The sequence below is a fragment of the Achromobacter sp. 1012554356 genome (assembly GCF_059760815.1).
Map to the genome: position 1 here is coordinate 19,138 of NZ_JCBANC010000067.1, position 15,391 is coordinate 34,528.

The following is a 15,391-nucleotide window of genomic DNA, read 5'->3' on the forward strand; positions in this document are numbered from 1 at the left end:
CCCGCCATGCACGCCTTCGATCCCCGCACGACCGCGCTGGTCATCATCGACCTGCAGAACGACTTCCTGGCGCCGGGCGGCGCGTATGACCGCGGCGGCGCGGTCAGCCCGCAGGCGAAAGCCTTGCCGGCGCGCGTGGCGCCCGTGGCCCGCGCGTTGAAGGGACAGGGCGGTTTTGTGGCCGCCAGCCAGTTCACGCTGTGGCCCGATGCGCACGGCGAGCCCATGATTTCGCCGCATCTCAAGCAGTTGCGCCCGTTCTTGCGCCGCGGCGATTTCGTCGCCGGTTCGCCCGGCCAGGCGAACGTGGCCGAGCTGGACGGGCTGGTCGACGTATCGGTCTGGAAAGTCGCGTATTCGGCCTTCTTCAACACGCAGCTTGATTGGGTGCTGCGGCGCGCGGGCATCTCCAGCGTGGTGGTGGCGGGCATCGTCACCAACGGCGGCGTCGCCAGTACGGTGCGCGACGCCCACATGCGCGACTACCACGTCACGGTGCTGGCCGACGGCTGCGCCGCGCCCACGCCTGCGATGCACGAGGCCGCGCTGGCGGACCTGCGCACCGTGGCCGACGTGGTCTCGTGCCAGGACGTACTGGACAGGCTGAAGTCGTGAGTGCGCCAGTCGTCAGACGGGGCGTTTCGCCCGGCGCGGACGCCATGCACGTGCCGGTGGCCATCATCGGCGCGGGCGCCTGCGGCCTGACCGCCGCGCTGCGCCTGGCCCGCGCCGGCATCGAAACGGTCCTGATCGAACGCGACGCCGTGCCCAGCGGATCCACAGCGCTGTCTTCGGGCTTCATTCCCGCGGCCGGCTCCGCGGTGCAACGCGCAGCGGGCATCGAGGATGACGCGGCGCGTTTTGCCGCCGACATTCAGGCCAAAGCCCACGGCACGGCGTCACCTGAACTGGTGGCCGCCTACACCGCTGCGGCTGCCGCGGCCATGGACGGGCTTGCCGCGCACGGCCTGCGCTTCGAGGTGCTGGACGGGTTCCTGTACCCCGGCCACACCGCGCGGCGCATGCACACGCTGGCCGAGCGCACGGGCGCGGCACTGGTCGCAGCCCTGGAACGCGCCGCCAGCGAGGCCGGCGCCTACCTGCTGACACGCGCGTTGGCGCGCGAAATCTGGACGGACGCTGATGGCCGCGTCACGGCCGTGGGCTGCGAACGCCCTGACGGCTCGGTCGACGTGATCGGCTGCGATGTCTTGCTGCTGGCCTGCAATGGCTTTGGCGGCAACACCGCGATGGTCGGCGAATACCTGCCTGCGATGCGCGAGGCCGTCTACGGCGGTCACGTCGGCAACGATGGCAGCGCCATCCAGTGGGGCACGCAGCTTGGCGCGCGGCTTGCGGACCTGGGCGGCTACCAGGGCCACGGCTCCTGGGCGACGCCGCAAGGCGCGCTGATCTCCTGGGCCGTGATGATGGACGGCGGCGTGCAGGTCAACCGTGACGGGCGGCGCTTTCACGACGAGACCCACGGTTATTCCGAGGCCGCGGTCCATGTGCTGGCGCAGCCGGGCTCGGTGGCGTGGAATGTCTTTGACGACCGCACGCTCGCGCTGGCGCGCGGCTTTCCCGACTTCGTGCAGGCCGAGCAAGGCCATGCGTTGAAGACGTGCGCCGATGTGGCGGCACTGGCCGCGCTGATCGGCTGCGATCCCGGTGTGCTGGGCCAGACGCTGGACGCGGTCGGACCCGGCGCGGCGGATCCGCTAGGACGCCGTTTCGAACGCGCACTGCAGGCGCCGTACCACGCGGTCAAGGTGACGGGCGCGCTCTTTCATACGCAAGGCGGGCTGGATATCGACGCGCAATGCCGCGTCCTGGACAACGCAGGCCGGGCGCTGCCCAACCTGCTGGCTGCGGGCGGCGCCGCCCGTGGCGTTTCGGGCAACGACGTGTCGGGCTATCTGTCCGGCAACGGCTTGCTCAGCGCGGTCGCCGGCGGCCATATCGCCGCGGCCACGGCGGCGGCGCTGCTCGGGCGCCGCCTGGATTAGGAAACACATGATGCAAACACAGAACCTGAAAGCGCAATTGGCGGCCGGCACGGTGCTGGCCCCCGGCGTCTACGACGCCTTGTCGGCGCTGGTGGCCGAGCAGGCGGGCTTTTCCGCGCTGTACCTGTCGGGCGCGTCCATCGCCTACACGCGGCTGGGCCGGTCGGACATCGGCCTGACCACCTACACCGAGGTCGAGGACACGCTGGCCCGCATCGCCGAGCGCGTGTCGGCCGCCGTGATCGTGGACGCCGACACCGGTTTCGGCAACGCGCTGAACACACAACGCACCGTGCGCGGCTTCGAGCGCGCGGGCGCTGCCATGATCCAGCTCGAAGACCAGACCTTTCCAAAGCGCTGCGGCCACCTGGACGGCAAGAGCGTGATTCCTGCCGCCGAGATGTGCGGCAAGCTGCGCGCCGCCGTCGACGCGCGGGTCAATGCGTCCACGCTGATTCTGGCGCGCACCGACGCGCTGGCCTCGGAAGGACTGGACGCGGCGCTGGACCGCGCCGAAGCCTATCTGGAAGCCGGCGCGGATGCGCTCTTCATCGAGGCGCTGCGCACGCCGGAACAGATGCGCGCCGCGTGCGACCGATTCGCTTCGCGTGTGCCGCTGCTGGCCAACATGGTGGAGGGCGGCAAGACCCCGGTGCAGGACGCGGGCGCGCTCGCCGCCGCGGGATTTCGCATCGTCATCTTCCCTGGCGGCACGGCACGCGCGGTTGCGCACACGCTGCAGGGCTACTACGGCAGCCTGCGCCAGCACGGCACGACCGGGCCGTGGAAGGACAGGATGCTGGATTTCGACGGGCTGAACGACGTGATCGGCACGCCGGAATTGCTGGAGCAGGGACGGCGGTACGAAGGCTGAACCCGCTCACAGCGGGGGGCAGCGTCCCTGCATCAGGAAGGTGTGCGCGGGTGTGACGGAGGCGTGCGCGCGGCGTGGGCTGAACGTCTGCGCTGCGGCCCGCATTCAGCAGGCTCGTTTCAGCGCGGCGTGCGCTGGTGCGGCACGAGCGGCGGCACGGGCTGGCCGGCGATCAAATCCCAGAAGTCGGGCAGGAAGCACTCGGCCACCAGCAGCGGCTGGCCCTGGCGCCAGAATACCGAGCGGCGCGCCCAGATCCGGCCGGCCTGCAACGCGCGGGCCTCGGACGGCAGCACGTTCGAGGCGGTGGCATGGAACGGCACGGGCGAGGCCAGGCGGCGGCATGCAAAAGGCGACCGGATCACCGTGCTGTCGTGATACAGCATGTCGGCCAACGGCCGGGTCAACAGGCGCCGCATCCCTTGCCAGGCGCCGTGCGAAGCGGTCAACGGCGTCAGGCTGCGCGCCGGGACGCTGTCCACGCCATTCACGGACATCAGCACCTCGCGTATCCATACCGGTGAGCCCGGCGCAATGCGCATCGCAAGTGCCTCGTCAGCCGGCGCGCCGTCGGCGTACTCGGCCAATACCCGCAGACGCACCTGCCCGACCTGGCGCAGGCCGGCGGTAAGCGCGCCCGGCCGGAACAGCCAGTGGCGTTGGGCGGGGGACAGAATGGCCGGGGCTTGCGCCAGCCAGCCGGCGGCGAGAGGGGGGCAATGGGCTGCGGGTTTCGTCATGGCTGCGTATTATGCCAAGCCCCGCCGCAAGGCCGCCTGCGTCGCAATGCCGCAGGGCACGGGGTACCGGCAGATCCTCACCGGCCGTCCGCATACAATACCGCCCATGGAAAAAGTACGTATCTCCAAGCTCATGTCCGAGCGCGGACTCTGCTCACGCCGCGAGGCGGACAGCTATATCGAGCGCGGCTGGGTCCGCGTCGACGGCGTCGTCGTGTCCGAACTGGGCGCGCGGGCCTATCCCGACCAGGAAATCACACTGGAACGCGCCGCGCACGCGCGCCAGACCTCCCGCGTCACGATCCTCATCAACAAGCCCGTGGGCTACGTGTCCGGCCAGGCCGAAAAAGGCTACACGCCCGCCGTCGCCCTGATCGACTCCCGCTCCCGCTTCGCCGGCGACCGCGCCCCGCAGCGCTTTGAACGCGCACACCTGGACGGCCTGGCCGTCGCTGGCCGCCTGGACATCGATTCGCAAGGACTCCTCGTCCTCACGCAAGACGGCCGCGTCGCCAAGCAATTGATCGGCGAGGACTCCACGATCGACAAGGAATACCTGGTCCGCGTCCAGGGCAATCTGTCCGACAACGGCCTGGCCCTGCTGAACCACGGGCTCTCGCTGGACGGCAAGCCGCTCAAGCACGCCCAGGTGCGCTGGCAGAACCACGATCAACTCCGCTTCGTGCTGCGCGAAGGCAAAAAACGCCAGATTCGCCGCATGTGCGAACTGGTGGGTCTGAAAGTGATCGGCCTCAAACGCGTACGCATCGGCCGCGTGGCGCTGGGCGATCTGCCCCTGGGCCAATGGCGCTACCTGCGCGACGACGAGTCTTTCTGAGCCGGTGTCTGACACCCCCGATGAGACAGTTTCTGTTCCATGCCGGTGTCTGACACCCTGGTGAGACAGTTTCTGTTCCATGCCGGTGTCTGACACCCTGGTGAGACAGTCTGCCCTCGGAGATCGTGCCCCGAGGGTGTCAGACACCTACCGCCGCAGCGGGCACCTGACGCCGCAGTGAGGCGGCCTCCAACGCAGGTGTCTGACACCCTGGTGAGATGCCCTTCATCCTGAGACGCCATCCAAAGGGTGTCTGACACCGCCCGCGAGACACCCCCGCGCATTGGTCATCCCACCCGACAACACTTGTCGACCGCCGAAGAATTTTTCAGTCTGTTTCGATCTCAGCGGGATTTCATGAAACCGGGCGTATCCTTCGCTTGCCAGTGGCTGCCCAGGCGCTCCATCAGGAACTCGATGAAGATCCGGGTCTTTGCAGGCAGCAGCCGCGTCTCCGTGACCGCATGCACCGGAAACGGGCCCAACTGCCAGTCCGGCAGCACACGCTGCAACTGGCCGGACTGCTGTTCCGACATCTGACCACCCACCAGCACCGCGATGCCTGCGCCCAGCATGGCCAGGCGCCGGGCCATGGCGACGCCGTTGACGGAAAAGCGGTTGCCCGGCGTGAACTCGATGTGCTGCTCGCCATTCGTCAGCGGCCAGCGCGTCACGCGGCCGGCGCCTTCCGCGCGGAACTCGATGCACTCGTGCCGGGTCAAGTCGCTGGGATGCTTCGGTTCGCCGTGCTTTTCCAGGTAGTCGCGCGAGGCATACAGGTAGGCGGGCAGCATGCCCAGCAGTCTTGCAATCTGGGTCGAATCTGGCAGGTCGCCGATTTCGATCGACACGTCGCAGGTCTGGAACACGCGCGATGCGTGGTCCGGGTTCGCGAGGTCCAGGAAAAACGTCACATCGGGATAGCGCCGGGAAAACTCCATGAATGACTCAGCCAGGAAGTCCGTGCCGAAATCCGCGGGCATGTTCACGCGCAGCGGTCCGGCCGGCGTGTCGACCAGCTTCTGCAATTCTTCATGGGCGATCTGCGCCTCGGCCACGATGCGCTGGCAGCGTTCGAAATACAGCCGTCCGGCATCGGTCAGTTCGACCTTGCGCGTGGTGCGGCTGAGCAGCCGCAGCCCCACGGACCGCTCCAATTCGGCCACCTGGCGAGACAAGGTCGACTTCGGGACGCCCAGCGTTGCCGCAGCGCGGCTAAAACTGTGCGTTTTGGCGACCTCGACGAAGAGTTCCATTCCCTGTAGGCGTTTCATGACGCGATTCTGTCACAGTGGCGATCGCGCAATTGTCCCATAAATGGAATGATGTTTTCTCTTCATGCCCCTTTGTTTCTAAAGCGGGATAACTCAGAATGCGAGTTCTGCAATGCAGCAATGCGATAAACGTCCAGCCTTGCGTGTTCTACGCGAATCCACCCAGGTCGAACGCCGCGGACCGCGCCAAGACGGTCCGACGGGCTGATGTTCTTCGCAGAATCGCCCCAGGCAATCCGGCCATACACGGCCATCAGGCACGCGGCGCATGCGCAGCGTGGGGCTACTTTTATTGAAATCGGGAATGCAATCTATGAATAAGAAAAGCGCTATGTGGCGCGGCGCGGCCGTTGTCGCGCTGACGGCATCGGCCCTCACACTGGCCGCTTGCGGCAAGAAGCAAGAGGCGCCTCAGGGCGGCAAGCCGCAAGTGACGGTCGTCACATTGGCGACGCAGCCCGTTTCCCTTACCACCGAACTGCCCGGCCGCACGTCTGCCTTCCGCGTGGCCGAAGTCCGCCCGCAGGTCAACGGCATCGTCCAGAAGCGCCTCTTCACCGAGGGCGGCGAGGTCAAGGCGGGCGAACAGCTCTATCAGATCGACCCCGCTCTCTACCAAGCCAACGTCGACAGCCAGAAGGCCGCGCTGGCCCGCGCTCAGGCGCAGCAGAAGACCGCCGCGCTGCTGGCCGAGCGCTACAAGCCGCTGGTCGCGACCCGCGCGGTCAGCCAGCAGACCTACGACAACGCCGTTGCCTCGCGCGATCAGGCCGCTGCCGACGTGCTGTCTGCCAAGGCGGCGCTGGACACGGCCCGCATCAATCTCGTCTACACCAAGGTGTTGTCGCCGATCGACGGCATCATCGGCCGCTCGGCCGTGACCGAAGGCGCGCTTGTGACCGCCAACCAGACCAGCGCGCTGGCCGCAGTGCAGCAGATCGACCCGATCTACGTCGACGTCACGCAGTCCAGCGTGCAGCTTCTGCGCCTGCAGGACGCGCTGGCCACCGGTCAGCTCAAGAAGCTGGATGGCGAGCAGGCCGCGCTGGTCACGCTGACGCTGGAAGATGGCTCGCAATACAAAGAGTCGGGCAAGCTCCAGTTCTCCGAAGTGACCGTCGACCCGGGAACGGGCTCGATCACGCTGCGCGCGGTGTTCCCCAATCCGGATCGGCGCCTGTTGCCCGGCATGTTCGTGCGTGCGCGCCTGGCTGACGGCGTTGCCGCCGACGGCCTGCTGGTGCCGCAGCGCGGCGTGACGCGCAATCAGCGCGGCCAGCCGACCGCGCTTGTCGTCAACGCCAAGAACCAGGTCGAATTGCGCGATCTGAAGACCGACCGCGCCATCGGCGACAAGTGGCTCGTCACCGACGGTCTGGCCGCCGGCGACCGCGTGATCGTGGAAGGCCTGCAGATGGTCCGCCCCGGCGTTGAGGTGGTCGCCACCGAAGCCGGCGCCAAGGCCCAGCCGCAAGCGGCCAATGCGCCGGGGGCCACTGCCCCCGCCGCGCCGGCAAAGCAGTAATCAGGAGCCACGCATGGCAAAGTTTTTTATCGACAGGCCGGTTTTTGCCTGGGTGATCGCGATCGTGCTGATGTTGGCCGGCGCGCTGTCCATCCTGCAGCTTCCGGTCGCCCAGTACCCCAACATCGCGCCGCCCGCCATCGGCATCGCGGTGACCTACCCGGGCGCGTCCGCGCAGACCGTGCAGGACACCGTGGTGCAGGTGATCGAGCAGCAGATGAACGGTCTTGACGGCCTGCAGTACATCTCGTCGGAAAGCAACTCCGACGGCAGCATGTCCATCACGCTGACCTTCAAGCAGGGCACCAACCCCGACACCGCACAGGTGCAGGTCCAGAACAAGCTGGCGCTGGCGCAGCCGCTCTTGCCGCAGGAAGTGCAGCAGCAGGGCATCCGCGTCACCAAGGCCACGAAGAACTTCCTGATCGTGGCGGGCTTCGTGTCCACCGACGGCACGATGACCAAGGACGACCTGGCCGACTACGTCGCTTCGTACGTCCAGGATCCCATCAGCCGCACGCAGGGCGTGGGCGACTTTCAGCTCTTCGGCTCGCAGTACGCGATGCGGATCTGGCTGGACCCCGCCAAGCTCGTCAACTACGGGCTGACCACGGTCGACGTCACCACCGCCATCAAGGAACAGAACGTCCAGGTATCGTCCGGGCAATTGGGCGGCCTGCCGTCCGTGCGCGGCCAGCAGCTCAACGCCACCATCATCGGACCGTCGCGTCTGCAGACGGCCGAGGACTTCGGTCAGATCCTGCTGAAGGTCAATTCCGACGGTTCGCAGGTGCGCCTGCGCGATGTCTCGCGCATCGAACTGGGTGGCCAGACCTACGCCATCGACAGCTTCTACAACGGCAATCCGGCCTCGGGCCTGGCGATCAAGCTGGCGCCGGGCGCCAACGCGCTGGACACGGCGCAGGCGGTGCGCGACACCATCAACAACCTCAAGCCGTATTTCCCGCCGGGCATGGACGTCGTCTATCCGTACGACACGACGCCGTTCGTCAGCCTGTCGATCCATGAAGTGTTCAAGACGCTGGTCGAGGCCATCATCCTGGTGTTCCTGGTGATGTATCTCTTCCTGCAGAACTTCCGCGCCACCATCATTCCCACGCTTGCCGTGCCGGTGGTGCTGCTGGGCACGTTCGGCGTGCTGGCGGCGTTCGGCTATTCCATCAACACCTTGACGATGTTCGGGATGGTGCTGGCCATCGGTCTGCTCGTCGACGACGCCATCGTGGTGGTCGAAAACGTCGAGCGGGTGATGGCCGAAGAGGGCCTCACGCCCAAGCAGGCCACCCGCAAGTCCATGAGCCAGATCACCGGCGCCCTGATCGGCATCGCGATGGTGCTGGCCGCCGTGTTCGTTCCCATGGCATTTTTCGGCGGTTCCACGGGCGTGATCTACCGTCAGTTCTCGATCACGATCGTGTCCTCGATGGTGCTGTCCGTGATCGTCGCCATCGTGTTCACGCCGGCCTTGTGCGCGACGCTGCTCAAGCCCATTCCGAAGGGCCATCACGGCGCCAAGAAGGGCTTTTTCGGCTGGTTCAACCGCACGTTCGAGCGCAGCAGCAACGGTTACGCCAATACTGTCGCCCGCGGCCTGAACCGCACCAAGCGCCTGATGGTCGTCTACCTGGCGCTGGTCATCGCGATGGGCTGGATGTTCACCCGCATCCCGACCGCGTTCCTGCCGGCCGAAGACCAGGGCATTCTGTTCGCCCAGATTCAGACGCCGGCCGGCGCCACCGCCGAAGCCACCAAGGCCGTCATCGACGACGCCACCAAGTACCTGCTGACCGAAGAAAAGGACGCCGTCACCTCGGTGTTCGCAGTCAACGGCTTCAACTTTGGCGGCCGCGGCCAGAACGCGTCCATCCTGTTCATCAAGCTGCGCGACTGGGAAGAACGCGGCGACGCCAGCCTGAAGGCCGCCGCCGTGGCGGACCGCGCCAACGCGCACTTCGCCAAGACGGAACGCCGTGCGAAGTTGTTCGTCGTGCCGCCACCTTCCGTGATGGAACTGGGCAACGTCACCGGCTTTGACTTCCAGCTGATGGACCGCGCCGGCGTGGGCCACGAGAAGCTGCTTGCCGCGCGCAATCAGTTGCTGGGCGAGGCCGCCCAGAGCCCGGTGCTGGCGGGCGTGCGTCCCAACGGCATCGAAGACGCGCCGCAGTACCAGCTGGACATCGACCGCGAAAAGGCCCGCGCCTTGGGCGTGGCCGTGTCGGACATCAACAGCACGCTCGCCACCGCGTGGGGGTCGTCGTACGTCAACGACTTCATCGACCGCGGCCGCGTGAAGAAGGTGTTTGCGCAGGGCGAGGCGTCCTCGCGCATGCTGCCGGAAGACCTGAACAAATGGTACGTGCGCAACAAGGATGGCGACATGGTCCCGTTCTCGGCGTTCTCCAGCGCGACGTGGAGCTTCGGCCCGCAGAAGCTGAACCGCTACAACGGTGTGCCGTCGTACAACATCCAGGGCCAGGCGGCGCCAGGCTACAGCTCGGGCGCGGCCATGGAAGAAATGGAACGCCTGGCGGCCAAGCTGCCGGTCGGCGTCGGTTTCGAATGGACCGGCCTGTCGTTCGAAGAACGACTGTCCGGCGCCCAGGCGCCCGCGCTGTACGCGATCTCGCTCATCGTGGTGTTCCTGTGCCTGGCGGCGCTCTATGAAAGCTGGACCATTCCGTCCGCGGTCATGCTGGTGGTGCCGCTGGGGATCATCGGCGCGCTGCTGGCCACGCTGATGCGCGGCCTGTCCAACGACGTGTTCTTCCAGGTGGGTCTGTTGACGACAATCGGGCTGGCGGCCAAAAACGCCATCCTGATCGTGGAGTTCGCCAAGGAGCACTATGAATCGGGCGCCAGCCTGACCGAGTCGGCCATCCATGCCGCCCGTCAGCGCCTGCGTCCCATCCTGATGACGTCCCTGGCGTTCATCCTGGGCGTGACCCCGCTGGCGATTTCCAGCGGCGCGGGCTCGGGCAGCCAGAACGCCATCGGCACGGGCGTTATCGGCGGCATGCTGACCGGCACCTTCCTGGCCATCTTCTTCGTCCCGGCGTTCTTCGTGATCATGCTGCGCGTGTTCAAGGTCAAGCGCATGAGCGAAAACGTCGACAAGCACGACACCAGCGCCAAGGGGCCGCACGACGTGCCGGCGGAGGGCCAACCGTAATGAAACTCCAGATGAGAACCTTGCTGTCTGTATCCCTGGCGGCGGCCCTGGCGGGCTGCTCGCTGGCCCCCACATATGAGCGCCCCGATGCGCCCATCGACGCCGCCTATCCCACGGGCGCCGCCTACAACGCGGCCCAGGCGGCCGCGCCGGGCGGCATGGCCGTGGCCGACATCGGCTGGCGCGACTTCTTCGGCGATCCGCTCTTGCAACAGCTGATCGAACAGTCGCTCGTCAACAACCGCGACCTGCGCGTGGCGGCACTGAACGTCGAGGCGGCCCGCGCGCAGTACCGCATCCAGCGCGCGGACCTGGCGCCCAGCATCGGCGTGGCGGGGCAGGGGTCTGCCCAGCGCACGCCGGCCGACCTGTCGCCCAGCGGCCAGGCCACCACTAGCCACAGCTACCAGGTGGGCGCTGCCATGTCCGCCTGGGAACTGGACCTCTTTGGCCGCATCCGCAGCCTGAGCGACCAGGCGCTGGAATCCTACCTGGCGCTGGACGAGACGCGCACCGCGACGCAGCTCACGCTGATCGCCGAGGTTGCGAATGCTTACCTGACGCTGCGCGCGGACCAGGAGCTGCTCAGCCTGACGCGCGATACGCTCAAGAGCCAGGAAGATTCATACAACCTGACCAAGCAGAGCTACGACCAGGGGCTGTCCACCGCGCTGGACCTGAGCCAGGCTGAAGTGTCGCTGCGCACGGCCCAGCGCAACCTGTCGCAATACACGCGCCAGGCCGCGCAGGACCGCAATGCGCTGGTGCTGCTGGTCGGCCAGCCGCTGTCGCCGCAGATAGTCGCGGCGCTGGACAACGCGATCAAGCTGGACGACAGCATGCTGCCGACCACGCTGCCCGCCGGCCTGCCGTCCGACCTGCTGGTCCGCCGCCCGGACATCCGCGCGGCCGAGCATCAGCTCAAGGGCGCCAATGCCAACATCGGCGCGGCGCGCGCGGCGTTCTTCCCGACCATCAGTCTCACGGGTTCGGCCGGCACCGCCAGCGCCAGCCTGGGCGGTTTGTTCGACGGCGGTTCGGGGGCGTGGAGCTTCGTGCCCCAGATCACCGTGCCGATCTTCGCGGGCGGCTCGCTGCTGGCGGGGCTGGACCTGGCGAAGGTGCAGAAGAACATCCAGGTGGCTCAGTACGAAAAGTCGATCCAGACGGGGTTCCGGGAAGTCGCGGACGCGCTGGCCGGCCGCGGCACGCTGGACGAGCAGATCCAGGCCCAGCGCCTGCTGGTGGACGCCAACCAGCGCGCGTATGACGCGTCGGAGCAACGTTTCCGGCAGGGCATCGACGACTACCTGAGCGTGCTGGATTCGCAGCGCTCGCTCTACACCTCGCAGCAGGCGCTGGTCGACACGCGTCTGGCGCGCCTGACCAACCTGGTCACGCTGTACAAGGTGCTGGGCGGCGGGTGGACGGAACGCACGGCCGCGGCGCCTGCCGCACCGGTCACGCCCGCGGGCTGAAACCCCGGCGCGTGAATCGCGCGTGCAATGCAAAACGGGCCGATCTTGCGATCGGCCCGTTTTTTTTGCGTGCGAAGACGCAGACGTCAGGTGCGCTTCCTGGCGATCAGGCCCACCACGAACAGCACGATGATCGCGCCGACGACGGATCCGATCCAGCCCGCGGGTTCGCCGGGCTGGTACCACCCCAGCGACTGGCCCAGGAAGCCGGCAACGACGGCGCCGATGATGCCAAGAATGGTGGTCATGATGATCCCCATGTTCTGGTCCCCGGGCATGATGGCGCGGGCGATCAGGCCCACGATGAACCCGACGATGATCATGATGATGATGCTCATGCGCGTACTCCTTACTAGGGAAAAGGGGGCGAAGTGGACTGATGATACCCACGCCCCGCGCGCTGTCGCTGTAACAACTGGTGTGCGGCCCCTCAGGAAGTCAGATCGATGAGCTGGCGCACGTCTTTGGTCAGCGCCTCGATGCTGTCGGTGTCGGAGGCCAGGAGGCGCGCTTGGCCGTCCTTGTCGAAAATGTACACGCCGCGGCTGTGCGTCACCTCGTACATATCGGCGTCGTCGCCGGGGCGGGGCTTTTCGATCTGGTAGGCCACGCGGTACCGGCGCGCCAGGTCCGCGATCTGCCGTTCGTCGCCCGTCACGCCGATGGCGCTGTTGTTGAAGGCGTTGACGTAGGCTTGCAGGATGTCCGGCGTGTCGCGGTGCGGGTCCACGCTGACGAACAGGATGCGCACGTCCTTGGCCTTGTCGCCCAGGTTCTGCAGCACCGCAGTCAACTGCGCCATGGTCGTCGGGCAGATGTCCGGGCAACTGGCGTAGCCGAAAAACAGCAGTACCGTCTTGCCCTTCAGGTCGTCGCTGCTGACGGTCTTGCCGCCCGCGCCGGGCAGCGAGAACTTCAGATCCGGCAGGTGGCCCTTGACGTTGTAGAGCGTCCAGTCCACGTTCCTGTCGCCGCAGGCGGCAAGAAACACACACAAGGCCAACAGCAGTCCGCGAAAGTAGCGGCCGGTAATCAGGTGTCGCATGGGTCCAGTAGCCGGAAGGGGGTAAACCTTTCGGATTCTACCTGCTGGATCTGAGGAAAGCGGCATACGGCCGCCATGCCTTGTGCGCGCGCAAGCCCAGGGCAAAAAAACGGCCCGCTCGATGGCGGGCCGTCTTGGCAGGCGCGGCGTGCACCAGGCGTCAGGTGTCTGACACCATATGAGACGCCCGGCAATTTAGCCGGCGCAAGGTGTCTGACACCCGCTGAAGTGCACGGCAAGGTGCGGCAGTGCATCAAGGGTGTCAGACACCGTCCCATGCCAAATTGCCGGCAAAACCACGGATGTCGGACACCGTCATCAGCTAGCCGTCATCCCGCTATGGCGCAGCAGCGCGTCAATGCGAGGCGCCCGGCCGCGGAACGCGGCGAACGATTCGGCCGCCGGGCGCGAGCCGCCCACGGCCAGCACTTCGCGGCGGAAACGCGCACCGGTTTCCGGATCCAGCGTGCCCAGCGCGTTGCCGGCCTGCTTGGCCGCCGCTTCCTCGAACGCCTCGTACGCGTCGGCCGACAGCACTTCGGCCCACTTGTAGCTGTAATAGCCCGCGCCGTAGCCGCCCGCGAACAGATGCGAGAAGGCGTGCGGCAGGCGGTGCCATTCGGGCGGGAACAGCACGGCAACTTCCTGGCGCACTTCCTGCAAGAGCGCCAGCACTTCGGAAATCGACGCACCCTTGCTGCGGTCGTGCATCAGCATGTCGAACAGCGCGAACTCGATCTGGCGCACGGTCTGCATGCCGCTCTGGTAGTTGCGGGCGGCGACCAGGCGGTCGTAGAGCGCGCGCGGCAGCGGCTCGCCGGTGTCCACGTGCGCCGACAGCTTCTGCACTACGGCCCATTCCCAGCAGAAGTTCTCCATGAACTGCGAGGGCAGTTCGATGGCGTCCCATTCCACGCTGGCAAACGCGGCGGCGCCGGGCTCGTCGACTTCGGACAGAAGCGCATGCAGTGCGTGGCCGGTTTCGTGGAAGAGGGTGATGACGTCGTCATGCGTCAGCACGGCAGGACGGTCGCCGTTGGGGCGTGAGAAATTGCACGTCAGGTACGCGATGGGCGTCTGCACTTGGCCGGCCACGACGCGGCGCGTGCGCTCGCTGTCGACCCACGCGCCGTTCTGCTTGCCGGCGCGGGCGTACAGGTCCAGGTACAGATGACCGATCAGCGCGCCTTCGGGGCTTTCGACCCGAACGCCGCGCACGTCGCCGTGCCAGGACGACACAGGCGTTTCCGTCAGGCGCACGCCGAACAGGGTCTGGATGACGTCAAAAAGGCCAGCCAGCACGCGGGGCTCGGTGAAGTACTGCTTTACCTCGTCTTCCGAGTACGCGTAGCGCGATTCACGCAGGCGTTCCGAGGCGTAGGCCACGTCCCAGGGCTGCAGGCTGTCCAGCCCGAGTTCGCCGGTGGCGTAGGCGGTAAGTTCAGCCAGATCGCGCTGCGCGTACGGCTTGGCGCGGGCGGCCAGGTCGCGCAGGAAGACGGTGACTTCCTTGGCGTCGCGGGCCATGCGCGTCTGCAGGCGCAGCGCGGCAAAGGTGCCCAGGCCCAGCAGGCCCGATTCCTCGGCGCGCAGCGAAAGCAGTTCTTCGATCAGCGGCGAGTTGTCGAACTTGGCGTCGCCCTGTTCGGACGCGACCGTGCCGTAGCCGCGGTACAGCGCCTCGCGCAGCGAGCGATCCTTGGCGTACTGCATGACGGGCAGGTAGCAGGGCATCTTCAGCGTGAGCTTCCAGCCGGCCTTGCCGTCTTCGTCGGCGGCGGCGCGCGCGGCGGCAACCACGTCGGCCGGGATGCCGGCCAGGCGGCTTTCGTCTTCAACGATCAGCGACCACGCATCGATGGAATCCAGCACGTTTTCCGAGAACTTCTGCGACGCCTGCGCCTCGCGGTCGGAAATCGCGGCATAGCGTTCGCGGTCGGCGCCCTGCAGTTCGACGCCGCTCAGGCGGAAGTCACGCAGCGCCATTTCCACGATGCGGCGGCGCACCGGCGTCCAGGATGCGAAATCGGGCGAGGCGGCCAGCCGCTGGTATTGCTTGTACAGCCCTTCGTGCAGGCCAACCCAGGTCGAAAACTCGGTGACCAGCGGCAGGGCGGCGTTGTAGGCCTCGCGCAGTTCCGGCGTGTTGACTACGGCATTCAGGTGGCCGGCCACCGACCAGGCGCGCCACAGGCGTTCGGACGCAGTGTCCAGGGGCTCGGCCACGGCTTCCCAGGTGGGCGCAAGCGCGGGGTCGGCGGCGTGGTCGACCGCCTTGCGGGCGATGCCCAGCAGTTCCTCGACGGCAGGCACGATGTGCGCGGGTTTGACGGCCGCGTAATCGACCAGTTCGGACACGGGAGCGAGCAGGGGGTTCTGGGTCATGGTGTTACCGGCTTATTGAGTGGCAGGCGG

12 protein-coding genes are annotated in these 15,391 nt (G+C 66.9%); 7 read left to right on the forward strand and 5 right to left on the reverse strand.

Annotated elements, in window-relative coordinates; all coding sequences use genetic code 11:
• The first annotated feature begins 6 nt into the window (after positions 1 to 6).
• The 3 genes from AC6LJW_RS25390 to AC6LJW_RS25400 are packed head-to-tail and all read left to right on the forward strand — an operon-like array spanning position 7 to position 2,883.
• Positions 7 to 615, forward strand: a complete 609-nt coding sequence (locus AC6LJW_RS25390; protein ID WP_056570109.1) for a cysteine hydrolase family protein — start codon at positions 7 to 9, stop codon at positions 613 to 615.
• Positions 612 to 2,009, forward strand: a complete 1,398-nt coding sequence (locus tag AC6LJW_RS25395) for an FAD-dependent oxidoreductase (protein ID WP_498088564.1) — start codon at positions 612 to 614, stop codon at positions 2,007 to 2,009. Before AC6LJW_RS25390 ends, AC6LJW_RS25395 begins: the two co-directional genes overlap by 4 nt.
• A gap of 10 nt (positions 2,010 to 2,019) precedes the next feature.
• The gene (locus tag AC6LJW_RS25400; protein WP_056570591.1) at positions 2,020 to 2,883 is read left to right on the forward strand and encodes an isocitrate lyase/PEP mutase family protein; all 864 of its coding nucleotides are present in this window, start codon (positions 2,020 to 2,022) and stop codon (positions 2,881 to 2,883) included.
• Positions 2,884 to 3,002: 119 nt separating this feature from the next.
• Here the strand turns inward: AC6LJW_RS25400 and AC6LJW_RS25405 are convergent, their stop codons facing one another.
• On the reverse strand, positions 3,003 to 3,623 hold the full coding sequence (locus AC6LJW_RS25405) for a chorismate--pyruvate lyase family protein (protein WP_056570114.1): 621 nt from the start codon (positions 3,621 to 3,623) through the stop codon (positions 3,003 to 3,005).
• Between the two features lie 106 nt (positions 3,624 to 3,729).
• On the opposite strand from AC6LJW_RS25405, the gene AC6LJW_RS25410 reads away from it, so the two are divergent.
• Positions 3,730 to 4,461, forward strand: a complete 732-nt coding sequence (locus AC6LJW_RS25410) for a pseudouridine synthase (protein ID WP_056570593.1) — start codon at positions 3,730 to 3,732, stop codon at positions 4,459 to 4,461.
• 344 nt (positions 4,462 to 4,805) lie between these two features.
• Here AC6LJW_RS25410 and AC6LJW_RS25415 read toward each other — a convergent pair whose 3' ends face one another.
• Positions 4,806 to 5,717, reverse strand: coding sequence for a LysR family transcriptional regulator (locus tag AC6LJW_RS25415; protein WP_313700337.1), 912 nt, complete (start codon positions 5,715 to 5,717; stop codon positions 4,806 to 4,808).
• A gap of 331 nt (positions 5,718 to 6,048) precedes the next feature.
• On the opposite strand from AC6LJW_RS25415, the gene AC6LJW_RS25420 reads away from it, so the two are divergent.
• From AC6LJW_RS25420 to adeC, 3 genes are read left to right on the forward strand one after another with little or no spacing between them, the layout of a single operon-like run.
• On the forward strand, positions 6,049 to 7,260 hold the full coding sequence (locus tag AC6LJW_RS25420; RefSeq protein ID WP_498088566.1) for an efflux RND transporter periplasmic adaptor subunit: 1,212 nt from the start codon (positions 6,049 to 6,051) through the stop codon (positions 7,258 to 7,260).
• Between the two features lie 13 nt (positions 7,261 to 7,273).
• Positions 7,274 to 10,453: an efflux RND transporter permease subunit gene (locus AC6LJW_RS25425; protein ID WP_427987700.1), complete on the forward strand. Its 3,180-nt coding sequence runs from the start codon at positions 7,274 to 7,276 to the stop codon at positions 10,451 to 10,453.
• On the forward strand, positions 10,453 to 11,931 hold the full coding sequence (gene adeC / locus AC6LJW_RS25430; protein WP_056570123.1) for an AdeC/AdeK/OprM family multidrug efflux complex outer membrane factor: 1,479 nt from the start codon (positions 10,453 to 10,455) through the stop codon (positions 11,929 to 11,931). The genes AC6LJW_RS25425 and adeC overlap by 1 nt, the downstream gene beginning before the upstream one ends.
• Before the next feature lie 86 nt (positions 11,932 to 12,017).
• Here adeC and AC6LJW_RS25435 read toward each other — a convergent pair whose 3' ends face one another.
• The 3 genes from AC6LJW_RS25435 to AC6LJW_RS25445 all read right to left on the reverse strand — a co-directional run bounded on the left by AC6LJW_RS25435 (position 12,018) and on the right by AC6LJW_RS25445 (position 15,361).
• Positions 12,018 to 12,269: a GlsB/YeaQ/YmgE family stress response membrane protein gene (locus AC6LJW_RS25435; RefSeq protein ID WP_427987699.1), complete on the reverse strand. Its 252-nt coding sequence runs from the start codon at positions 12,267 to 12,269 to the stop codon at positions 12,018 to 12,020.
• Positions 12,270 to 12,361: 92 nt separating this feature from the next.
• Positions 12,362 to 12,976 carry an SCO family protein gene (locus tag AC6LJW_RS25440; protein ID WP_056570126.1) on the reverse strand — a complete coding sequence of 205 codons (615 nt, stop codon included), beginning with the start codon at positions 12,974 to 12,976 and terminating at the stop codon, positions 12,362 to 12,364.
• 318 nt (positions 12,977 to 13,294) lie between these two features.
• The gene (locus AC6LJW_RS25445; RefSeq protein WP_427987697.1) at positions 13,295 to 15,361 is read right to left on the reverse strand and encodes a M3 family metallopeptidase; all 2,067 of its coding nucleotides are present in this window, start codon (positions 15,359 to 15,361) and stop codon (positions 13,295 to 13,297) included.
• Positions 15,362 to 15,391: the final 30 nt, after the last annotated feature.